Below are 21936 nucleotides of genomic sequence, written 5' to 3'. Positions count from 1 at the left end.
TCAGGAGGCCCCCAGGCGCAGGCCCGTAACGGACCCCATCACCCGAAAGTTCTGCCCTTCCAGTTCCACCGGGGCACCGATCTTGAGATTCTGATTGCCAAACACCACCCCATCGGCACCTTTGCGCCCTTCGCCCTCGAGCACAAAGCGGGCATCGAGGGTGCTGAACACCTGTTGATTGGGATCCGGGGCGGAGATCAATTTGCCGTCCGGAAGGAAGGCAGAAATCCGGCGGGCCAACGGCTTCACCTCCTTCACGGCCACGCTGCCGTGGGGTTGGTTGCGGATCACAATGGCCACCTTTCCGTATTCACGGGCGGTGGCGATCAGGGCAGCGGGGTCAGCCGCTGGGATCCCCCGCACATCCACGAGCACCGTGACCGGCTGCAGGGCACCGGTGGCCTTGGCCACGGCACCGCTGAGCTTCGGACTCCAAATCACACCCACTGCCGCCAGCGCAACCGCCACAGCGGCTCCGGCATCCACGAGTCCGAAGCGACGGGTGGTGGTGGCCATCAGGGATCAGCAGATGCCGAACAATACGGAGCCTGGCCAGGCGACACAAGGCGGATCAGCTGCGCAGCCCCTCGATGAAGCGATCCACTGCCTGAAGACTGCGGCCCACGCCAGGGGCAGCGCCGGCATCAAGCGCTTCAGCCTGCTGCTCGGCATCGGGCTTCAGCTCAAAGCTGGCCACAAAACGATGGCCGTCGGGATCGCGGCGGTAGAGCTCCCATTCGGCCGGGTAGGCGCGACGCAGGGCCCCTTCACCCGTGGGGATCAGGGCATAGGCGCTCTGCCATCCCGAGAGGAAGCCCTTGCGGCGATCTCGGGCCACCGTGCCAATCCCCACCGCGGCATCCTCCAACTTGCCGTTCAGCAACACAACCGAGCCCCGGTGCAGCGCACAGACCTGCTCCACGTCTTCATAATCGGCCGGTGAGGGAGCCACGAGCACCAGCAGGCCCTCGCTGCCCCCATCGGCCTGTTGCAGCCGCATCTGATCGCGCAGGCTGGCGAACTGGGTCGCGAACTCGGGGGCATCCCGCTGGGCCAGGGCCGTGGCGCCGGCATCGGGAAATAAGAAGCGCACACCGCTCTGGCTGGAGCTGAGGGCCGCGATCATCCGCAGAGCTACGGGCATGATCCGCAGTCCCTCGAAGCGAAACTCCACCGTCCACATCCCCTTGGCATCAGCCGCCAGGGCCGCGCCCAAGGAGTCCAGGGCCTCGGCTTCGGCGGTGCGCAGATCGGCGGGGAGCATCAGGGCTGATCAGGTCGGGCGACCCTAGGAGTTCGCCGACACGCTTACTCAGCCCACGGGTTCGCCAGCCAGCACCCGTAGCCGGCCGCGCTCCACGGCGCCCGGTACCCCCTCGAGATCCGCCGGTGTGAGCCAGGGCCCCAGGCTCAACCGCAGGCCGCTGGCGGCCTGGTCGTCTGGGTAGCCCATGGCCTGCAGGATGGGACTGGGGGCCAAACCCCAGGGATTGGCACCTCGGCCGCTGCTGCAGGCGGATCCACTGCTCACCGCGTAGCCCTGCTGCCAGATGGTCTGCACCAGGCGCCGGCCCGAGATGGGCTTGCCACCCGGGCTGGCCATCACCAGGCTGATGTGGTGGGGCAAACGCGCCGGAGCGGCGGGGTCGCGGGGATCGGGTCCACTGAGCCGCACCCCCTCCAGCTGCAGCAGCGAGGCCAGCAGCCCATCGCGCAGATCGGCGATGGGATCACGGTCGCCGTGGGCCTGTAGGCGGGCCGCACACAGATCCAGGGCGCGGGCGAAGCCGGCCACCAGGGCCACGGGCTCGGTACCCCCGCGCCGGCCCCCCTCCTGGCCACCACCGCCGAGGAAGGGCTTCAACGGGAGGTCGGGGCGCACCAGCAGAGCGCCAACCCCGCGGGGGCCCTGCAACTTGTGGGAGGCAACGCTGAGCAGATCGATCGGCAGGGCGTTGAACGCCACCGGCAGGTGGCCCACCACCTGCACCGCATCCACATGCAGCAACACGCCGGCCTCGCGGCAGCGGCGGCCGATCGGCTCGATCGGTTGCACGGTGCCCACCTCGCTCTGGCCCCAGATCAGCGACACCAGCCGCGTGGGTGGGGCCAGCAAGCGATCGAGGGCCTCCAGATCCACCACGCCGAGATGATCCACCGGCAGCCGCTCCACCTGCCAGCCCCGCTGTTGCAGCTGGCTGGCGGCGGCCACGGTGGCCGGATGTTCAACGGCCGAAATCAACAGACGGCCCGGCGGGCCGTCGCCGGCGGCCCCGAGCAGAGCGGTGTGGATCGATTCAGTGCCGCCCGAGCTGAACAACACCTGGCTGCCCTCGCAAACGAGGATCTCCCCCACGCGCTGGCGGGAGCGCTCCAGCCGCTCAGCCGCCGCCAGACCAAAGCCGTGCAGGCTGGAGGGGTTGGCCCAGGCCTCAGCGTGGACTGCTGCCATGGCCTCGAGCACCTCCGGCGCCGGCGGCGTGGTGGCGCAGGAATCGAGGTAGACGGGTTCTGCGTACGTCAAGGCCTTAACCGGAGAGGCCGCTGTCGCGCTCGAAGCGAGCCCGGGTGCGCGATTCGAACGAGTTGGTGGCCATGGCCACCAGGTCGTCGAGGGAACTGGAATTCAGCAGGGCCAGGGCCCGCTGGCGGGCCTCGGCGCTGGGGCAGTTGTCGGGACGCACACAGCCATTGGCACAAACCACCGCGCAGTCGATGGTGGCGGCCTGGTCGGCCTGGGGTGCTGGCTCGCTCCCAGGTCGCGGCTGCTCAGCAGCCTGGCGACGGGCGGCCATCACCTCCTCGGGATCGGGAATGGCGCCATCGAACACGTGCTCGGCGGGGCCATCCATGAACACCTTGCCGCTGGCGGCATCCCAGTGGATCTGCAAGGGGCCACCGGGAAGATCGAGGCGGGCGCGCCGGTCGCTCAGGCCCAGGCTGTGGCAGGCCACGAGCGTGGCGCAGGCGCCCGTGCCGCAGGCCAGGGTGGGGCCCGCTCCCCGCTCCCACACCCGCATCACCAGATGGTCGGGCGCCAGCACCTGCACGAAGTGCACGTTGGTTCGGGCCGGGAAGGCCGGGTGCAGCTCAAAGCCGGCGCCGAATCGCTCGAGGTCGATCTCCTCCACCGCATCCACCGGGATCACCACATGGGGGTTGCCCATGCCGGCAGCCGCCACGGCAAAGGCCTCGCCATCCACCACCAGCTCGCCCTGGGGCAGTCCATGGGGGCCCACGCTGAGGGTGGTGGGCACCTGATCAGGCTCGAGGAACGGAGCTCCCATATCCACGCGAATCGTGCCATCGGCCAGTAGCTCCGGCACGATGCGACCCGCCAGGGTGTCGATCTGCCAGGTGCGACCGGGGCCATCGCCATCCCGATCGGCGAGGAAACGGGCCAGGCAGCGGATGCCGTTGCCGCACATTTCCGGCTCACTGCCATCGGCGTTGAAGATGCGCATGCGCAACTCACCGCCGGCATTGGGCGGCAGGGCCAGGATCACGCCATCGCCACCCACGCCGAAGCGGCGGTTACACAGGTGTTGCACCCAGGCGGGGGTGAGACCGAGTCGGTCGTCGGGATCGGTGGCTTGGCGCCCATCCAGCAGGAGGAAATCGTTGCCTAATCCCTGGTATTTGCTGAACTGGAGCACGCGAGGCGGCCTACGAGGACAGAGTTGGATCCTATGGGGAACCTCTTTGAGGGGCGTGGGCAGGAGCTGGACACCTCCCAGCCAGGCATTCGCCAGATCCAGGGCTGGATTCGGGCCCGAACCCTGCTGAGCATTCAGCTGCTGGATGGCACCCGGCTGGAGGGGGTGGTTCGCTGGGTGGATTGCGACTACCTGGCCCTGCAACCGGAGCAGGACGGCGAACCTGTGCTGCTCAACCGCCAGGCCGTCGCCCTGCTGCGAGCCCTGGGCTGAACCGCGAAACCAGCTGTGGGAGCATCACTGTCACGGATCCCAGCCAGCCAGTGAGCGAGAGCAACCGCTACCAACCCCAGGCCATGGAGAGCCGCTGGCAGCAGGCCTGGAACGCCAACAGGCTGCACGTCACGCCTGAGCTGCAGCAGGGCGATGACGCCTTCTATGCCCTCTCGATGTTCCCCTACCCCTCGGGGAACCTGCACATGGGTCATGTGCGCAACTACGTGATCACCGATGTGGTGGCGCGGGTGCAGCGCCTGCGCGGCCGCAAGGTGCTGCACCCCATGGGCTGGGATGCCTTCGGTCTGCCGGCGGAGAACGCCGCCATCGAGCGGGGGGTGGATCCCGGCGCCTGGACCGACCAGAACATCGGCTCCATGCGGGAGCAGCTGAACCAGCTGGGCCTCTCCATCGACTGGGATCGCGAACTGGCCACCTGCCACGCCGATTACTACCGCTGGACCCAGTGGCTGTTTCTGCAGTTCCTGGAGGCCGGCCTGGCCTACCAGAAGGACGCCACCGTGAACTGGGACCCGATCGATCAGACGGTGCTCGCCAATGAACAAGTGGACAGCGAGGGACGCTCCTGGCGGTCGGGCGCCCTCGTGGAGAAGCGCAAGCTGCGCCAGTGGTTCCTGAACATCACCGCCTACGCCGACCAGCTACTCGACGATCTGCCCAAGCTGGAAGGTTGGCCGGAGCGGGTCCGCACCATGCAGGCCAACTGGATCGGCCGTAGCACCGGCGCGGAACTCACCTTCCCGGTGGTCGATGCCGATGGCCACGACACCGCCGAGTCCATCACGGTGTTCACCACCCGGCCCGACACGATCTTCGGGGCCAGCTACGTGGTGCTGGCGCCGGAGCATCCCCTGGTGGCCGCACTCACCACCGCAGAGCAAGCCATCGCCGTGGAGGCCTTCTGTGATCTGGTGAGCCGCCAGAGCGAGCAGGAACGCACCGCAGACGACAAGCCCAAGCGGGGCGTGGCCATTGGCGCCCGGGTGCGTAACCCTGCCAATGGCGAACTGATCCCGCTCTGGATCGCCGACTACGTACTGGCGGAGTACGGCACTGGCGCCGTGATGGGGGTGCCCGCCCACGACTTGCGCGACTTTGTGTTCGCTCGCCAGTACGAACTGCCGGTGCGCCAGGTGATCATCCCCGAGGGCAGCGATGAGCACGCCTATGAGGGCGGCGCCTGGACCGAAGCCGGCGTGCTGATCCACTCCGGCCGTTTCGATGGCCTGCCCAGCGTTCAGGCCAAGACCGCCATCACTGCCGCAGCGGAAGCTGAGGGCTGGGGCCGGGGCAAGGTGCAGTTCCGCCTACGCGACTGGCTGATCTCCCGCCAGCGCTACTGGGGCTGCCCGATCCCCGTGATCCACTGCGACAGCTGCGGCGTGGTGCCGGTGCCAGCCGAGCAGCTTCCGGTGGAATTGCCGCGGGATGTGGCCTTCTCCGGCAAGGGTGGTTCCCCCTTGGCCCAGCTGGAGAGCTGGTGGCAGGTGGCCTGCCCCTGCTGCGGCAAACCGGCGCGGCGCGAGACCGACACCATGGACACCTTCATGTGCTCCAGCTGGTACTTCCTGCGCTACAGCGATCCCCACAACACAGCTCTCCCCTTCAACCGCGAGGCGGTGGATTCCTGGTTGCCGGTGGATCAGTACGTGGGCGGCATCGAGCACGCCATCCTGCACCTGCTCTACTCCCGCTTCTTCACCAAGGTGCTGCGGGATCGGGGCCTGCTGGGCTTCGATGAGCCGTTCCAGCGCCTGCTCACCCAGGGCATGGTGCAGGGCATCACCTACAAGAACCCGCACACCGGTAAGTACATCGCCCCGGGCGATGTGGCCGACCCCACCGATCCCCGCGACCCGGCAACGGGGGATCCCCTGGAGACCTTCTACGAAAAAATGTCGAAGTCGAAGTACAACGGCGTCGATCCCGCCGTGGTGATCGACAAGTACGGCGCCGACACCGCCCGCATGTTCATCCTGTTCAAGGCCCCCCCCGAGAAGGATCTCGAGTGGGATGACGCCGACGTGGAGGGACAGTTCCGCTTCCTGCAGCGCCTCTGGCGCCTGGTGGACGGAGCCTGCCAGCGCGGGCTGAGCCTGGCCGACGGTAGCGGTGGTGAGGACGCGGTGAAGGACGCCCTGGCCGCGGCGGCATCCAACGGTGGTCTGAATGGCGATGAACAGGCATTACGCCGGGCCGTTCACACCGCCACCAAGGAAATCAGCGCCGACCTGGATGGCGACTACCAGTTCAACACCGCCGTGTCGGAGCTCATGAAGCTGAGCAATGCCATGGCCTCCCACCTGGAGGGCAGCGGCGCGCCATTCGCCTGTGAAGCGCTGCGCACCCTGGTGATCCTGCTGGCCCCGTTCGCCCCCCACCTGGCCGAGGAGCTATGGCTGAAGCTGGGGGGGCGCAGGGAGCAGGATCCTCTGGCCAGCAGCAGCGTGCACTGCCAGGTCTGGCCGAACGTGGATGCCGCAGCGCTGCTGCGCGACACCGTGGAACTGGTGATTCAGGTGAAAGGCAAGGTGCGGGGCAGCCTGGACGTGCCAGCCGACGCCGATAAGGCCACGCTCGAGCAGCTCGCCTTGGCCAGCGAGATCGCGGCCAAATGGCTCGAGGGCAAAGTCCCGAGCCGCGTGATCGTGGTGCCGGGCAAGCTGGTGAACCTGGTGCCCTGATGTCCTGGGAGCTGCCCTGATGCGATTCAGGCTGCCGCGCGGCGGCAAGGCCGTGTGCACGACGCCCAACCGCTCAAGGACGATCCGCAGGCCTCACGCCGCTCAGTCGTGCAGGAACACGAGGCTGTCGGGCCGGCCCCAATCGCCCCGGGCATCGATGTGGCGACGATTGGCGCAGAGGTGGCGCAGGATCCAGTAGAGGGGATCGGGTGAATCGAGCCCCATCAGCTCCTGCAGCTCGGCGAGGGTGTGCTCGCGCTTGTCCGCCATGCACTGCTCCAGGCGCACCTGCAGATCCAGGAGAGCGGCTGCGGCTTTCTTGCCAGCCTCAACGCCGGGCTGGTGGTAGGCATTCACATTCACCAGTTCGCCATAGAGACCCACCGCCCGTTCGAACAGGGCGATCAGCGCCCCAAGGCTGTGCTCATTGAGCCGCTGCATGGTGATGCTGAGGTTCTGGCGCCCTTCCTCCGTGAGGGCCGCCCTGGTGCCCTGCAGGAAGCCATCGAGAAAATCTCCGGGGTTCTCGCCCTCCAGAGGCGGAATGTCACCGGGATCCTCCAGCACTTCCACAAAGGTCACAAAAAAGTTGTCGACCCCATCCCGCAGCTGCTGGACGTAGGCGTGCTGGTCGGTAGACCCCTTGTTGCCATAGACAGCCAGGCCCTGGTGCACAACCTGGCCGTCACGGTCGAGCTTCTTACCCAGGGATTCCATCACCAACTGCTGGAGGTAGCGGCTGAACACCTCCAGGCGGTCGCGATAGGGCAACACCACCATGTCCCGCTGGCCCTTGCCGCCACCCGCCGCATACCAGGCGGCCGCCAGCAGGGCAGCGGGGTTGCGCTGCAGATCCGGTTGGCGCGTCACGGCATCCATGGCCTCAGCACCGGCGAGGAAGGCGCGGATATCGCTACCAATCAGAACCCCGGGCAGCAGGCCCACGGCACTGGTCACGCTGGTGCGTCCCCCCACCCAATCGAACATGTCGAAGCGGGCGAGCCAATCACCGGATTCGGCCTCCTGGTCCAGCCGGCTGCCCGCCATGGTGATGGCCACGGCTTGCCGCATCCAGTTGCCGCCGTGGGCCTCCACGGCACGGCGTGCCTGGAGCATGCCGATATGGGGCTCGGGGGTCCCACCGGATTTGCTCACCACCACCACAAGCGTCGTCTGCAACCGCTGGCCGAGGGAGGCCAGGGTGCGGCGCATGCCGTCGGGATCAACGTTGTCAAAGAAATGGAAAGGAAGACCAGAGCCTGGATCCTGCAGGGCACGGATCATCAGCAGCGGGCCCAATCCCGAGCCGCCAATGCCAATCCACAGCACGTCGGTGAACGCCCTGCCGGCAGCCGGGCCCACGGCACCACTGAGCACATCGAGGCCGAACTGTTCAATCCGATCCACTTCGGCACTGATGTGGGCCGCAGCGGCAGGATCAGGTGCCAACTGAGGCGTACGCAGCCAGTAGTGGCCCACCTGCCGCTGTTCATCGGCATTGGCGATCGCACCGGCCTCCAGGGCCGCCATGGCTGTGAACGCCTTGGCAAAGCGGGGGCGCAGCTCCTCGAGTAAGGGCGTGTCGATGCCCATGCGACTGACGTCCAGCCAGAAGCCCAACGCCTCGTCGTGCCAGAGCAGGGCACAAAAACGCTGCCAGAGGTCCTGGGGTCCGGCGCTGGTGGGGTTCGCAAGCTGGGTCATGGCCGAGGCAGCGTTGAGGCAGCGCAGCTGAACGCTATCCGCGAAGGTCCCGCAGCGATAGCCCTTGCGCGGCGCTGGAACCAAAAATGCTTGGTCCGGAACGGGACTGTGTGGACCGCCACACAAGCCGGTTACCACGGCTGCGGCCTTTTTGGTTTCCCGCCATAAAGTGTGCTGAATTCTTTTGTGATCCCCTCTGGCCCGCTGGATCCGATCGTCGCCTCATCGGTTCACGCCGGGCCTGATGCGGCGCGCTCTGCTGTCGGCCGGTCTGCTCGCGACGGCCATCTTCATGGGATCCAGCGCTGAACTGCCGGTTCCCTTCAGCGCTGATCAGGGCTCAGCCTCCCGCAGCCACAGCAACACCCCAGGTGTCATCAACGAGCCGCAGGGCCCGAATCCCTCCTCGTTCACGGCGGCCGAGCTCAAAGAGCTGCAGCGCCGTTTTGGCGTGCACGGCCCACAACCACGTTTGGCCCAGCTGTTCACCAAGGGCGTGGATCAGCTCACCCCCCTGCGCAGCCACACCGTGAACCGCCTGGAGGAATTGCAGCCGGTGATCCTGCGGGAAAGCCGCCGTACAGGCCTGAACCCGATGGTGTTGGCGGCGATCCTCTTCGATGAAATGCAGCACGCCAAACCCGGTGAGGACTTGCCTCTCGCGGCCCACTCCGGTTTGTTCAGCACCCACGGCCCTGCCCAGCTCGGCCTCAGTGAAATGGTGAAACAGGGCCTGCTACGGCCCGAGGCTTCTCAAGCTGAGATCCAGGCGGCCCGCACCGAGCTGCTCAACCCCGAGCGCAATGTGGCGCTGTTGGCGGGCAAACTCTGCCGTCTGCTGGCGCTGTTGAAGCTTGAGGCACGTGACACCAACAATGTGAGTGCCGCGTTTCGCAGTGCCAAAACAGTGGCCACCCTGGCCTACCTGCACAACGGCAAGCTGGATTACCCCACGCGAATCCTGCGCTACATGCAGGATTCTGAACTGCATGGCCTGATCTATAGCCAGCGCAAGAAAGCTGTATCGCCACTGATTTAGATCCAGCGCCCACTTGGTGGCAGGCAGGGATCAGCAGAGGAAGCCCAGTGCCGCCAGGCGAATCTGGAGTTTCTGCCATTCAAAACTGCGGGGATCCGCCCGTTCCAGCCCCAGATCCACATGGCGATGGGTGGTGATGTGCTCGGGCGGAATCGCAAAGCGATCCATCCAATCGGCCAACACCACGGCCAGGGCGTCGTACTGGGCAGCCGTGTAACCGCTGTGGGCGGGTCCGTCGTCCTCGCCATCCAGGGGGGTTTCCAGACTGAGATGCAGGGCAAAGTTGTTCACTGAGCCAGAAAGCTTGGCGTTGGTGACCACCCAGCGACCGTTAAAGGCGGAATTCCCCGCACCAAAGGCCCGCTTGCTGGGATCCACCGCCTGCACGATCTGTCCCTTCTCGCCGATCAGCACGTGGTAACTGACCTGGTCCTCATCGTTGGGATGGTGGGTCATGAAGGTATTGATGGCGGAGTTCAGGCCATACACCGTTTCGTGAAGGACCACCATCGAGGGGATCACATCCAGAGGATTGCCGAAGGCGTCCTCACGGAAGCGCTCGCCAAAGTTGCTGGCATCGATGCGAATGCGCTGTAGCCGCTGCGGTAGACCCTGGCGAAGCGTGTTAAGGCGCTGCACGAGGGCGCGGTCGTTCACGGAGCACTGGGCACGGAGCGGACTGATCCAGGCTGCCTGGGCAGGAGGCGCCGGGAGTTGACGGGATCCTGGTGGTGGGGCCGCGGGGGGGCGCAACTGCCGTTGCAGGGCGATGCCGCAGAAGATCAGCAGGGCCGAGCCTGCGAGAACGCCGGCCAGCAGCAGCCAACCATGGCGAGCCTGCCAGGCTGGAAGTCCGCAGGGCTCTCTCACCAGGGGGCCTCCCACAACCGCAGCCAGCGCCGCTGCCGCTCGAGCGCTTGGCGGCTGGCCTGGGGATCGCGGGTCAACTGGTAGCGCTCCACCCGAGGGGCAGCGCAGCGCAGCGGCAGGCTGCGCAGCTCGGACCGCCGACTGATCAACAGCTCCTGAGCCGCATCGGTGCGCAGCAGAGGGCCGATCTGATCGCTCTGCCTCACCCGCTGGCCATCGATGGCCAGCACCTCATCGCCCACCATCAGGCCAGCCGTTTCCGCAGGCCCGCCACGCCATACCCGCTGGGCGGTTAGGCCTGAGGCCTCAGGGCGACAGGTGAAGCCTGCCCACGGGATAGTGGCAACAATCGGCTGAAGCAGCAGGCCCACCTCCTGGAGGTAGCCATGGAGATCGGGATCGTCGACCTGATGGAGCCATGACGGCAACAGACCCTCGAGATCGGGGGCAGATGCCGTGAATGCGGCGATCAGAGCCTGCTCGGTGTAGCCCCGCTGCCATTGACCCAGCTCCAGCCAGAGCCGCTGCAACACGGGCGCCAGGGCAGTGCCGTGGCGCCGCAGATGCAGATCGAGGCAAAGGGCCACCACGGCACCCTTGAGGTAGTAGCTCACCTGGCTGTCAGCCGCATAGGCATCGGCGCGGTAGAGCTTCACCCAGGCCTCCTCACTGCTGGCTGCAAGGCTCTGGACGCTCCGGCCGGGGGTGAGCAGAAAGCGGCTCAGATCCTCGCCGAGATCCTCCAGCAGCTGATCGGGTGTGGACAGCCCTGCACTCAGGGGAAGCAGCTGATCCACGTAGCTGGTGATGCCCTCGGCAAACCACAGGCTGGGAACCACGGGGGGCTGGTGGTAGTCGATCGGGCACAGCTCAGCGGGCCTGAGCCGACGCACGTTCCACTGGTGCAGATACTCGTGCGCCACCAGCTGCAGGAACTTGCGATAGCCATTGGGCTTCTCCAGGGCACGCCGGCCATACACCAGAACCGTGCTGTGGTTGTGCTCCAGCCCGCCATAGCCCTCATCCAGGAGGTGCAGCACAAACAAATAGCCGTTGCAGGGCGGAGCCTCCACGGCCATCAGGCGGCAGCAGGCGTGGCACACCTGGGCCACATCGTCCAGAAGGCTGGGGAAGTGCTGCAACAGCCAGTCGCCGGCGCCGGCAGCCCCACCCCAGGTGACCCAGCGATGCGCAACACCGCCCACGGCAAAGCCATGCTCGCGGTGGGGGCCCAGCTCCACGGGGCTATCCACCAGCTCATCAAAAGTCGTGGCGATCCAACTGCCATCGCTCTGCTGGGGCAAGGGCACAAAGGCCTGCCAGCGGGGCGGCAGGGAGCAACTGAGCCGGTGCTCTGCCCAGCGCTCGCCTTCCACCTCCAACACCACGGCGGCCAGGGCCAGAAAGCCGTGATCACCATCCAAATGACAGGTGCGCACCGACAGCTCGGTGGCCATGACCCGGTAACGGATCAACAGCTCGCCGGCCTGGGGGTCGGGCTCCACCAGCCAGCAGGCCGGCTCAAGGCGCCGGCAGGGGAGCAAGCGCCCCTGCTGCTCCACCGTGAGCTCCTCGAGGTGACGCACGTAGTCGCGCATCAGATAGGAGCCTGGCGTCCAGCCCGGCAGCCGCAGGCGCATCACCCGATGGTGGGGCCGGACCCTCAGGCTGACCGCCACCTGGTGCTGGTGTGGCGCCGAGACATCGAGATGTAGATCAACCACGCGGCCGGTTCAACCCACCAGCTCGATCGTGGCGCCAGGTAGCTGCTCCGCAGCCTGTTGCAGGGCTAGCCGTGCGGCGTAGCGACGGGTGATGCGCCCGAGCAGCTGTTGCAGGGAACGGGAGCGGCCCAGGCGCTGCAGATCGCCCACCAGGGCCAGGGTGCCATCGGGTTGGCGAGCCCAGCCCAGGGGCGCCCCTTCAGCCACATCCACCTGCAACGTCACCGACTCACGGTCCTCGGCAAACCCCTTCAAGGTGCCCCCTTGCTGAACGGTGAGTCCCAGGTCCTGCAAGGCACGGGTGAGAACGGTTTCGTCCCGCAGCACGGTTGGCAGGATGGAGAGATGGGACATGGCCCGATGCCCGCTTTTCCAGACCCTAGCGATCTCCAGCAGGCCATTCAGTGGCCACAGACACCGCTCAGGGCTGCCGCAGGGCCCCGCCGCCTGCGGCTTGGCGTGATGGCCTCGGGCAACGGCAGCAATTTTGAAGCCCTGGCCCTGGCCTGCCTCAACGGCCAGCTAGCGGCCGAAATCGCCCTGCTGGTGGTGAACAACCCCGGCTGCGGTGCCACCCAGCGGGCTCAACGACTGGGTATTTCGGTATCCAGCCTCGATCACCGCAGCTTCGCCAGCCGAGAGCAGCTGGATGACGCCCTGGCGGCGGCCTTCAACGCCGAACAGGTGGATCTGGTGGTGATGGCGGGGTGGATGCGGATCGTCACCCAGCGACTCATCGATGCCTTCCCGCAGCGACTTGTGAATATCCATCCCTCGCTGCTGCCCAGCTTTCCCGGCGTCGATGGGGTCGGCCAGGCCCTGCGGGCAGGGGTGCGGCTGAGCGGGTGCACAGCCCACCTGGTGAGCCTGGAGGTGGATGGTGGGCCGATCCTGGTGCAAGCGGCGGTGCCGGTGGATGCCACGGACAGCCACGAGAGCCTGGCCACCAGGATCCATGCACAGGAACATCAGATCCTGCCCCTGGCGGTTCAACTGGCGGCGGAGCAGCTGGGGTTGTTGCCCGCCGCGGCGGAGCACTGCTTAGGGGTAGAAGGGCAGCAGCGGTAGGCCGGTCTCTGCTGGCAGGCCGGCCATCAGGTTGAGGCATTGCACCCCCTGGCCGGCCTGGCCTTTGATCATGTTGTCGATGGCACTCATCACGATCAGCTGGCCGGTGCGTTGATCCACCTGCACCGAGAGCAGGGCGCGATTGGTCTGCCGCACCCACTTCGTGGAGGGGTAGGTGCCCACGGGCAACACATCCACGCAGGGGGCATGGCGGTAGGCCGCTTGCAGCAGGGTGGTGCAATCCTCCGCGGTCAGCCCGGGATCCCGCAGCCGTCCGTAGACGGTGGCCAGCAGACCCCGCACCATCGGGATCAGGTGGGGGGTGAACTGCAGCTGCACGGCCTGGCCTGCGGCGCGGCTGCAGAGCTGCTCGATCTCGCTGGTGTGGCGATGGCCCACCACTCCATAGGGGGCCACGCCCTCGGAGGCCTCGGCCAACAGCAGGTGTTCCTTGGCGGCCCGGCCGCCACCACTGGTGCCGGTCTTGGCATCCACCACGATGCCGCTGGTCTCGATCAATCCCTGCTTGAGGAAGGGGGTGAGGGCCAGCAGGCTGGCGGTGGGGAAACAACCCGGGGCCGCCACCAGGCGCGCCTCGCGGATCCGCTCCTGCTCCCACTCCACCAGGCCATACACCGCCTCCTGGCACAGCTCGTCGTCGCTGCGGGGAAACTGACGGGCCTCGGTGGCATACACCTCTTTCCACTGCTGCAGCGCGCTGTAGCGGTAGTCGGCGGAGAGATCCACCACCTTCACGCCCCGCTCCAGCAGGCCCGGCACCAGGCCTGAAGCCAGGCCGTTAGGCAAGCTGAGCACCGCCATGTCGGCAGCGCTGGCGATGGCCTCCACCTCCGGGCTCTGCACCACCGGATCACCCGGCAAGGGGAGGAACGGCACCAGGTCACTCCAGCGTTTGCCGGAGCTGCGTTCTCCTCCCAGGTAGCTCACCGTCAGATTCGGGTGGCCCTGCAGCAGGCGAAGGGTCTGGAGGCCGCCGTACCCGGTGGCGCCAATCACCGCAACGCGCTTACTAGCCATGCCGGAGTGTCGGGAACGCCAGATCGTACCGGGCTTTATAAAAGTGCCAGACCTTGGCGCCGGCCGAACCGCCGCCCGCCGCCCGCTGTCCCCGTGAGCCCCGACGACTTGAACACCGCAGAGCTCAGTACCGACTTGCGTTTCGACTCGATCGTTGATGCCCTCGCCGCGATCCGGAACGGTGAATCCATCGTTGTGGTGGACGACGAAAACCGCGAAAACGAGGGGGATCTGATCTGTGCGGCCCAGTTCGCCACGCCGGAGCAGATCAACTTCATGGCCACAGAGGCCCGGGGGCTGATCTGCCTCGCCATGGAGGGAGAGCGGCTCGATGAGCTGGATCTGCCGCTGATGGTGGATCGCAACACCGACAGCAACCAGACCGCCTTCACCGTGAGCGTGGACGCGGGCCCCGAGAAGGGCGTGAGCACCGGCATTTCCGCCGAAGATCGTGCCCGCACCATTCAGGTGGCCATCCATCCCGCCACGCGGCCCGCGGACCTGCGACGACCGGGTCACATCTTTCCCCTGCGGGCCAAGCAGGGCGGCGTGCTCAAAAGGGCCGGCCACACCGAAGCAGCGGTGGATCTCTCACGCCTGGCGGGGCTCTACCCCGCCGGGGTGATCTGTGAGATCCAGAACGTGGACGGCTCCATGGCACGGCTCCCCCAGCTGGTGGAGTACGCCCAGCGCCATGGCCTGCGGCTGATCAATATCGCCGATCTGATCCGCTACCGCCTCGATACCGAGCGTTTCGTGCGCCGCCAGGCCGTGGCCACCCTGCCCAGTGCCTTCGGGGATTTCCGGGCCATTGGCTACCGCAACGAGCTGGATGGCAGCGAGCACGTCGCGATCGTGAAGGGGCACCCGGAGCAGGCCGAAGCCCCGGTGCTGGTGCGGGTGCACAGCGAATGCCTCACGGGCGATGCCTTCGGCTCCCTCCGCTGTGACTGCCGGCCGCAGCTGGAGGCAGCTCTGCGGATCATTGAGGCCGCCGGTGAGGGCGTGGTGGTGTATCTGCGCCAGGAAGGGCGCGGCATTGGCCTGATCAACAAGCTCAAGGCCTATTCCCTGCAGGATGGCGGCTTAGACACGGTGGAGGCCAACGAGCGCCTCGGCTTCCCGGCCGATCTGCGCAACTACGGCGTGGGAGCCCAGATCCTCAGCGAGCTGGGGGTGCATCGCCTGCGCCTGATCACCAACAACCCGCGCAAGATCGCCGGGCTCGGTGGCTATGGCCTGCAGGTGGTGGATCGGGTGCCCCTGGTGATGGATGCCGGCCAACACAACGCCGGCTACCTGCAGACCAAGCAGGACAAACTCGGCCACATGATGGGCAAGGCCAGCGTGAACCAGGGCCCCGCTGCGGTTCTGGCCTGGCGGTGGAGCGGAGAGGGAGAACCGGAAACGGCCGAACTGGCGGCCCACCTGCAGGAACTGCAGACCTGGGCCGCCGAGCAGAGCCTGGAGCTGGAACGGGAGGAGCACCCCCGCGTCCTGGCCCTGCTGGATCAGCCCGAGCTGGCCGTGGTACTTCCCGGCAGCGACAACCAGCGCCTGGCGGAGGCCCTGCACCGCATGGCCCGCTGGCCGGCCACTGCCAGTGTGAGCCTGCTGCTGGCCCCTGATGCCCAACGCAGCAACCATCCCAGCAACACCCTGGAAGCGCAGCGGCGCCCCCTGGTGGAACTGGCGACCGATCAGCCCCTGCTGCGACTCAGCCCGGGCACCTTGATGCGCTGGTGCTGAACCAGCAGCCCACCATGCACGCAAAAAAAGCTGGCCCGTAGGCCAGCCCTTGTCGGGAACAAATCAGGCTCAGTCCTGAATCGTCACCTTGTTGATGCGGCTGCCGTTCTTGAGGGCCTGAACCACATCCATGTTGCCGGTGTGGCCGAACACGGTGTGCACGCCATCGAGATGGGGCTGAGCCTCGTGGCAGATGTAGAACTGCGAGCCACCGGTGTTCTTACCGGCGTGGGCCATGGCAAGGGTGCCGGCCTGGTGCTTCTGGGGGTTGATCTCGCAGTCGATCTGGTAGCCGGGGCCGCCGGTACCGGCCATGCCGCGGGCGCCTTCGCGGCTGTTAGGGCAACCACCCTGGGCCATGAAGCCGGGGATCACGCGGTGGAAAGCCAGCCCGTCGTAGTAGCCGTCCTTGGCGAGCTTCACAAAGTTGGCCACGGTGTTGGGAGCGTCGGTTTCGAACAGCTCCAGCTCAATCGTGCCGGCGTCGGTGTCCATCACGGCTTTGGTCACGGCGTCTCACGCAAACCGTTTCAGTATGGGCATCTCTCCGGGCTGGCTGAAGCCCGGATAACCGGCGAGGCGCTTCCACCGCTCCGGTAAAACGGTGGAACCTGACGACAGGCCATGACGGCAACCGGTTCCCTTGATCTATCCCGGGCGCGGCTGGGGGTGCTGGGTGGCAGTGGCCTCTACGCCATGGAGGGTCTGGAGGATGTGCAGGAACTGGTGATCGAAACCCCCTTCGGCCAGCCCTCCGACAGCCTGCGCCTGGGAACCCTTGGGGGTATGGAGGTGGTGTTCCTGGCCCGCCACGGCCGCCACCACACCTTCACCCCCACCGAGGTGCCCTATCGGGCCAACATCTGGGCCATGCGCTCCCTGGGGGTGCGCTGGATCCTCTCGCCCTCCGCGGTGGGATCCCTGCAGCAGAGCGTTCGACCGCTGGACATGCTGGTGCCTGATCAGTTCATCGATCGCACCCACCAGCGCCCCCTGAGCTTTTTCGGCGAGGGGGCTGTGGCCCACGTGGCCCTGGCGGATCCCTTCTGCCCCAGCCTCTCGCGGCTGCTCGGTGACGTGGCCGACAGCCTGATGCCCGAGGGACGCCAGCTCCACCGCGGCGGCATCTACCTGTGCATGGAGGGGCCAGCCTTCTCCACCCGGGCGGAATCAAACCTCTACCGCAGCTGGGGGTGCAGCGTGATCGGCATGACGAACCACACGGAAGCTCGGCTGGCCCGCGAAGCGGAGATCGCCTACGCCACCCTGGCCATGGCCACCGATTACGACTGCTGGTACGCCGATCACGACAGCGTGACGGTGGAGATGGTGATCGGCAACCTGCGGGCCAATGCCGAACTGGCCACCCAAATCGTGCGCACAACGGCGGAGCGCATCGCAGCCCTTCGGCCCGCCAGCATCGCCCACCAGGCCCTTCGTGATGGGCTGATGACACCCAAGGATCAGGTGCCGGCCGCGACGCGTCACAAGCTGGATCTATTCACCAGCCCCTACTGGGGCCCCGCCGAGGGCTGAGGCCCGTTTAGGCCTCCAGAGCCGGACGCAACTGCCCGCCGTGCAGCTGGACGAGCTGCTTGGCCTGATCGGCGTCGCAACCGCGCTGGGCCATCAGGAGGGCCAGCTTCACGGAACCCCCGCTCTGGACCAGCAGCTCGCGCCCCTGGTCCCGGGCAATGCCGCCAAGGTCCTGGAGGATGCGCAGGGCCCTGTCCTCGAGTTTGCTGTTGGTCACCGCCACGTCAACCATGCGGTTGGCGTACACCTTGCCCAGGCGCACCATCACGCCGGTGCTGAGAATGTTGAGGGCCATCTTGGTGGCGGTGCCGGCCTTGAGGCGCGTGGAGCCCGTGAGCAACTCAGGGCCGGTGAGCAGGCGGATGTCGATGTCGCAGAGCATGGGCACCTGCTCCGCAGGCACGCAGGCCATGGCAATGGCCAGGGCGCCGATGCTGCGGGCATGGCTGAGACCGCCATGCACGTAGGGGGTGGTGCCGCCAGCGGCAATCCCCACCAGGCAATCGGCTGGTCCAAAACCCCGTTCCATCAGGTCATCGCGTCCGGCATCGAACAGGTCTTCCAGACCCTCGGAGCTGCGCAACAGGGCTGCGGCCCCTCCGGCCAGAACCCCCTGAACCAACTCGGGCGCACTGCAAAAGGTGGGCGGGCACTCAGCGGCATCGAGCACACCCAGCCGGCCCGACGTGCCTGCCCCCAGGTAAAAGAGCCGGCCACCCTGGCGCAGACGCTCCGCAATGGCATCAATGGCAGCGGCGAGGTCGGAGGCAGCGGCCGCCACCGCCTCCTGGGGGCGACGGTCTTCCTCGCAGAACACCCGCACCAGCTCCGCAGTGGGCAGCTGATCCAGGTGGGTGCTGAGGGGGTTGGGCTGCTCGGTGAGCAGGTGGCCGCGGCTGCCGGAGGCTGGAGCGTTCACAGCAGGCCCTCGAGCCGCCGCCGGAAGGCCTCGAGCTCGGAATTGCCACTGCTGATCGGCTCCTCGGCCACGGCGGTGGGCTCGGGCTGATCCTGCTCGCGCCAGGTGGACACATCCATGTTTTTTTCCGGGGGAGCAATCAGCAGCCGCTCCTCCGGGGATTGGGGCAGGAAGCCCGCGGGCACGAAGCGGGCCTCGTAGCCAGCGCTGCTGCAGAACTCCTCCATCTCGGCGCGATCGAGGGCCTCCACCGTGGGCAGGGGAAAGTCCTGGGCCTCAAGCAGGCCGGCATAGCGCTCGGCGTCATCCCGCTCCTCAAACAACAGCACCACGGTGGTGCCGTTGAGTTCAAGGGAGTGAATTCCCTCGTTCTCGCTTCCCGCGTCGAAGAGAAGCACGTGCACCGCCATGGTCGAACGCGTCAAAGGACGTCAGTGTCTCACTGTTCACCGAACTCCGCAGCCAGCTGCTGCAAGCGGCCATAGAGAGCCTCCTCCGCCTCGGTGAGGGCCTGGGGCACCACGAGGCGAATCTCCACCAGCTGGTCACCGCGTTCGCTCCCCCGCTGCAGACCCCGCCCGCGCAGCCGCAACAGGCGGCCACTGGAGGATCCCGCCGGCACCCGCACTTGCACGGGGCCATCGAGGGTGGGCACCACCACCGCACAGCCCAGGGCTCCATCGGCTGGCGAGAGCTCCAGTTGATAGAGCACCCGCAGGCCATCGATCCGCAGGCCCTCCTCGGTGCGAACCCGCAGTTGCAGAAAGTGATCCCCGCCGCCCGGGGCCACGCCTGCCAGCCGCAGCCGCCAGCCGTCACCGGCAAGGGGTGGCGTCCACACCTCCACGGTGGTGCCATCGGCCAGGTCGAGTTCCACCCGCTCGCCCGCCAGGGCCTGCTCGGGGGTCAGCGCCACGAGGGTCTCGCTGTCGGAACTGGCCGTGACCGGGGGTGGAGGTGGCGGGGATGCCGTGACGCCACCACCGCGGGGGCCGTCGGGTTCAACCTCCGCACGATCGGCAGCCTCCCGTCCGCGCCCGTGGTCGTCCGGACCCTCGTCCTCCACGGACCCACGGCGACGCCGACCGCCAAAGAGCACGTCGAGGTAGTCGTTGAACTCGGGAAAGCCACTGGCGAAGGGATCAAGGCCTGCGGCGGCCGCATCCCGACCATCCAGAGCAGCCTCCCACTGCTGGCGGCGCAGGGGATCGCTGAGGACGGCGTAGGCCTCATTCACCGCCTTGAATTGGTCTTCAGCGTGGGGATCGTTGCCGTTGAGGTCGGGATGCCAGCGGCGGGCCTGCTGGCGGAAGGCCCGTTTCAGGCTCGTGGCATCGGCACCCGGCTCAAGGCCGAGAACGGCCCAGTGATTGATCACCTGGGACGCTGGGGCAACAGGGCTCACCAGGATCAGTCCTCAGCCCAGGGATCGTCGTTGGCCCGGCTGGGCCGGCTCGGCCGCGGGGCACGACGGGGCTCGCCGTAGCGGGAGGAGGGGTCGTCCCACTCAGCCGACTGGTCGCGCTGGGGGGGCTCATAGCGGCTGGGCCTGGGCTCAGGTTCGGGCTCCCGCTCCCAGCGGGCTGGAGGATCCCAGCGGTTCTGCTCCATGGGGGGCCGATCCCAGCTGCCCTGATCCCAGCTGGAACGGTCCCAACCCCCACCACCTGCTCCCGCTTGGCGCTCGCTGCGGGCCGCCGACCAGGCGGGCTCAGCCCAGGGGTCGCGGGAGCGGCCGCCCCGATCCCAGTCATCCCAGTCGTCGTCGGAAAACAGCTCGTCCTTGAGGGAACCCAGGGTGTTTTTGAGACCCTGCAACGGGTTGCTGTCCACCTTGCGCTCGCTGGCCAGGCGGCGATTCAGGCCGTAGAGCGCCTCCTGCAGCTGGCTCACGGCCAGCTCGAGCTCGCCCAGGTCGTTGGCGGCGAGCAGATCCTGCACCTCGCGCATGCCGATTTCCACGGCGCGTTGCTGGCGTTCAGCGCCGTAGGGACCCAGTTCCAGGGCGGCATCGCGCAGGCGCCGTTCCGCCTGAGCCACGAGGGTCTGGGCTCGGTTGCGACGGTCGATCTCTGCCCGCTTGCGGCGATCCTCGCTGGCCTTCTGCTCGGCCTCCTCGATCAGCTTGGCGATCTCCTCTTCGCCGAGGTTGGAACCGCCCTGGATGCTCACGCTCTGCTGGCGGCCCGTGGTGCGGTCGGTGGCGGACACCTGCAGCAGCCCGTTGGCGTCGATGTCGAAGGACACCTGCACCTGGGGCACCCCGCGGGGAGCGGGAGGAATCCCAGAGAGCCGGAAGCGGCCCAGGCTCTTGTTGCCCTCCGCCATCTGGCGTTCGCCCTGGAGCACGTGGATCTCCACCGAGCTCTGGTTTGCCTCCGAAGTGCTGAACAGATCGCTCTTGCGCACCGGGATGGGGGTGTTGCGCGGAATCAGCACCTTCATCACGCCGCCGATCGTCTCCAACCCCAACGACAGGGGAGTGACGTCGTTGAGCATCAGATCCCGCAGCTCGCCGGTGAGGATGCCCGCCTGCACGGCCGCACCGATGGCCACCACCTCATCGGGGTTCACCGACTGGCAGGGCTCCAGTGGCACCAGGGTGCGCACCATCTGCTGCACCATCGGCATGCGCGTGGAGCCACCCACCAGCACCACATCGTCGATGTCCTCGGCCGCCAGGCCGGAATCCCGCAGGGCCCGCTGCACGGGCCGAAGCAGGCGATCGAGCAGGTCAGGGCAGAGGCTCTCGAAGGTGGCCCGCTCCAGGGTGGTTTCGATGTGAAGCGGACCCTCTCCGCCGGTGGCGATGAAGGGGAGGGAGATCGGGGTGCTCTGCACGCCGCTCAGTTCGATCTTGGCCTTCTCCGCCGCCTCCGTGAGTCGCTGCAAGGCTTGGCGATCACGGCGCAGGTCGAGGCCATGCTCCTGCTGGAACGCATCGGCCAGCCAATCCACGATGCGGCGATCCCAGTCGTTGCCACCCAGCTGGGTGTCGCCGCTGGTGGCCTTCACATCGAACACCCCTTGGGCGATGCGCAGCACGGACACGTCAAAGGTGCCGCCACCCAGGTCGAACACCAACACCCGCTTCACGGTGCTGCGGTCAAAGCCGTAGGCGAGGGCGGCCGCGGTGGGCTCGTTGAGAATGCGCTCCACGCTGATGCCGGCCAGCCGGCCGGCATCGCGGGTGGCCTGACGCTGGGCGTCGTTGAAGTAGGCAGGAACCGTGATCACCGCCGCTTCCACGGCCTCGCCGAGGTAAGTGGAGGCGTCATCCACCAGCTTGCGCAGGATGCTCGCCACCAGTTCTTCCGGCGCGTATTCGCGCTCGGTGGCGGGGCACACCACCCGCACGTTGCCCTGGTCGTTGGCGCGCACGGTGTAAGGCACCGAGAGGCTGCCCTCCTCCAGTTCATCCCACTGGCGCCCCACAAAGCGCTTGAGGTTGGCGAAGGTGTTGCGGGGGTTGAGCACCAGCTGGCGCCGGCCCAGTTGCCCCACCAGCAACTCCTGGTCCTTGGTGAAGCCCACAACTGAGGGGGTGGTGCGTCCCCCTTCAGCACTGGCGATCACCTGGGGGCGACCGCCCTCGAGTACTGCCACCACGGAATTGGTGGTGCCCAGGTCGATCCCAACTATTCGACCCATG

Annotated in this window: 20 protein-coding genes; 6 read left to right on the top strand and 14 right to left on the bottom strand. The window is 67.2% G+C overall.

Features of this window, described 5'->3' with window-relative positions:
* The 4 genes from KBZ14_RS10010 to dapF are packed head-to-tail and all read right to left on the bottom strand — an operon-like array spanning position 1 to position 3656.
* On the bottom strand, positions 1–516 hold the full coding sequence (locus KBZ14_RS10010; protein WP_255118188.1) for a DUF4330 domain-containing protein: 516 nt from the start codon (positions 514–516) through the stop codon (positions 1–3).
* Positions 517–571: 55 nt separating this feature from the next.
* Positions 572–1264 (bottom strand): DUF1995 family protein, encoded by a 693-nt coding sequence (locus KBZ14_RS10005; protein WP_255118187.1) that lies wholly within the window; start codon positions 1262–1264, stop codon positions 572–574.
* 48 nt (positions 1265–1312) lie between these two features.
* Positions 1313–2524 carry a cysteine desulfurase family protein gene (locus KBZ14_RS10000; protein WP_255118186.1) on the bottom strand — a complete coding sequence of 404 codons (1212 nt, stop codon included), beginning with the start codon at positions 2522–2524 and terminating at the stop codon, positions 1313–1315.
* Positions 2525–2528: 4 nt separating this feature from the next.
* Positions 2529–3656: a diaminopimelate epimerase gene (dapF, locus tag KBZ14_RS09995; RefSeq protein ID WP_255118185.1), complete on the bottom strand. Its 1128-nt coding sequence runs from the start codon at positions 3654–3656 to the stop codon at positions 2529–2531.
* 33 nt (positions 3657–3689) lie between these two features.
* On the opposite strand from dapF, the gene KBZ14_RS09990 reads away from it, so the two are divergent.
* On the top strand, positions 3690–3929 hold the full coding sequence (locus tag KBZ14_RS09990; RefSeq protein WP_255118184.1) for an Hfq-related RNA-binding protein: 240 nt from the start codon (positions 3690–3692) through the stop codon (positions 3927–3929).
* 83 nt (positions 3930–4012) lie between these two features.
* Positions 4013–6637, top strand: coding sequence for a leucine--tRNA ligase (gene leuS / locus KBZ14_RS09985; RefSeq protein ID WP_399210684.1), 2625 nt, complete (start codon positions 4013–4015; stop codon positions 6635–6637).
* A gap of 102 nt (positions 6638–6739) precedes the next feature.
* Here leuS and KBZ14_RS09980 read toward each other — a convergent pair whose 3' ends face one another.
* On the bottom strand, positions 6740–8341 hold the full coding sequence (locus KBZ14_RS09980) for a glucose-6-phosphate isomerase (RefSeq protein ID WP_255118182.1): 1602 nt from the start codon (positions 8339–8341) through the stop codon (positions 6740–6742).
* 244 nt (positions 8342–8585) lie between these two features.
* Here KBZ14_RS09980 and KBZ14_RS09975 point away from each other — a divergent pair, with 244 nt between their 5' ends.
* Complete coding sequence (locus KBZ14_RS09975) at positions 8586–9380, top strand: helicase DnaB (protein WP_255118181.1); 795 nt, start codon at positions 8586–8588, stop codon at positions 9378–9380.
* Between the two features lie 30 nt (positions 9381–9410).
* Here KBZ14_RS09975 and KBZ14_RS09970 read toward each other — a convergent pair whose 3' ends face one another.
* The 3 genes from KBZ14_RS09970 to KBZ14_RS09960 are packed head-to-tail and all read right to left on the bottom strand — an operon-like array spanning position 9411 to position 12328.
* Positions 9411–10250, bottom strand: a complete 840-nt coding sequence (locus KBZ14_RS09970) for an N-acetylmuramoyl-L-alanine amidase (RefSeq protein ID WP_255118180.1) — start codon at positions 10248–10250, stop codon at positions 9411–9413.
* On the bottom strand, positions 10247–11974 hold the full coding sequence (locus KBZ14_RS15855; RefSeq protein WP_255118179.1) for a M61 family metallopeptidase: 1728 nt from the start codon (positions 11972–11974) through the stop codon (positions 10247–10249). The genes KBZ14_RS09970 and KBZ14_RS15855 overlap by 4 nt, the downstream gene beginning before the upstream one ends.
* A 9-nt stretch (positions 11975–11983) precedes the next feature.
* Positions 11984–12328, bottom strand: a complete 345-nt coding sequence (locus KBZ14_RS09960; RefSeq protein WP_255118178.1) for a DUF1257 domain-containing protein — start codon at positions 12326–12328, stop codon at positions 11984–11986.
* 6 nt (positions 12329–12334) lie between these two features.
* On the opposite strand from KBZ14_RS09960, the gene purN reads away from it, so the two are divergent.
* Positions 12335–13042: a phosphoribosylglycinamide formyltransferase gene (purN, locus tag KBZ14_RS09955; RefSeq protein WP_255118177.1), complete on the top strand. Its 708-nt coding sequence runs from the start codon at positions 12335–12337 to the stop codon at positions 13040–13042.
* Here the strand turns inward: purN and argC are convergent.
* Complete coding sequence (gene argC / locus KBZ14_RS09950) at positions 13016–14080, bottom strand: N-acetyl-gamma-glutamyl-phosphate reductase (protein ID WP_255118176.1); 1065 nt, start codon at positions 14078–14080, stop codon at positions 13016–13018. The two genes, purN and argC, sit on opposite strands and share 27 nt — an antisense overlap.
* A 108-nt stretch (positions 14081–14188) precedes the next feature.
* Between argC and ribBA the strand changes: the two genes are divergently transcribed.
* Entirely contained in the window at positions 14189–15829 is a 1641-nt protein-coding gene (ribBA, locus tag KBZ14_RS09945; protein WP_255118175.1) for a bifunctional 3,4-dihydroxy-2-butanone-4-phosphate synthase/GTP cyclohydrolase II, read from the top strand.
* 69 nt (positions 15830–15898) lie between these two features.
* Here the strand turns inward: ribBA and KBZ14_RS09940 are convergent, their stop codons facing one another.
* Positions 15899–16339 (bottom strand): peptidylprolyl isomerase, encoded by a 441-nt coding sequence (locus KBZ14_RS09940; protein ID WP_255118174.1) that lies wholly within the window; start codon positions 16337–16339, stop codon positions 15899–15901.
* Between the two features lie 114 nt (positions 16340–16453).
* On the opposite strand from KBZ14_RS09940, the gene mtnP reads away from it, so the two are divergent.
* Positions 16454–17365 carry an S-methyl-5'-thioadenosine phosphorylase gene (gene mtnP / locus KBZ14_RS09935; protein ID WP_255118173.1) on the top strand — a complete coding sequence of 304 codons (912 nt, stop codon included), beginning with the start codon at positions 16454–16456 and terminating at the stop codon, positions 17363–17365.
* Between the two features lie 7 nt (positions 17366–17372).
* Here the strand turns inward: mtnP and murQ are convergent, their stop codons facing one another.
* Genes murQ through dnaK form a run of 4 tightly spaced genes read right to left on the bottom strand, consistent with a single transcriptional unit; the run spans position 17373 to position 21935 of the window.
* Positions 17373–18284: an N-acetylmuramic acid 6-phosphate etherase gene (gene murQ, locus KBZ14_RS09930; protein ID WP_255118172.1), complete on the bottom strand. Its 912-nt coding sequence runs from the start codon at positions 18282–18284 to the stop codon at positions 17373–17375.
* Positions 18281–18694 carry a DUF3110 domain-containing protein gene (locus tag KBZ14_RS09925; protein WP_255118171.1) on the bottom strand — a complete coding sequence of 138 codons (414 nt, stop codon included), beginning with the start codon at positions 18692–18694 and terminating at the stop codon, positions 18281–18283. The genes murQ and KBZ14_RS09925 overlap by 4 nt, the downstream gene beginning before the upstream one ends.
* A gap of 29 nt (positions 18695–18723) precedes the next feature.
* Positions 18724–19689, bottom strand: coding sequence for a DnaJ domain-containing protein (locus KBZ14_RS09920; protein WP_255118170.1), 966 nt, complete (start codon positions 19687–19689; stop codon positions 18724–18726).
* 5 nt (positions 19690–19694) lie between these two features.
* Positions 19695–21935 (bottom strand): molecular chaperone DnaK, encoded by a 2241-nt coding sequence (dnaK, locus tag KBZ14_RS09915; RefSeq protein ID WP_255118231.1) that lies wholly within the window; start codon positions 21933–21935, stop codon positions 19695–19697.
* Position 21936 lies beyond the last annotated feature (1 nt).

The sequence above is a fragment of the Synechococcus sp. HJ21-Hayes genome (genome assembly GCF_024345835.1).
In the GTDB taxonomy this organism is placed as follows: Bacteria; Cyanobacteriota; Cyanobacteriia; order PCC-6307; family Cyanobiaceae; genus Vulcanococcus.
This window is presented reverse-complemented; position numbering and strand designations above follow the sequence as displayed.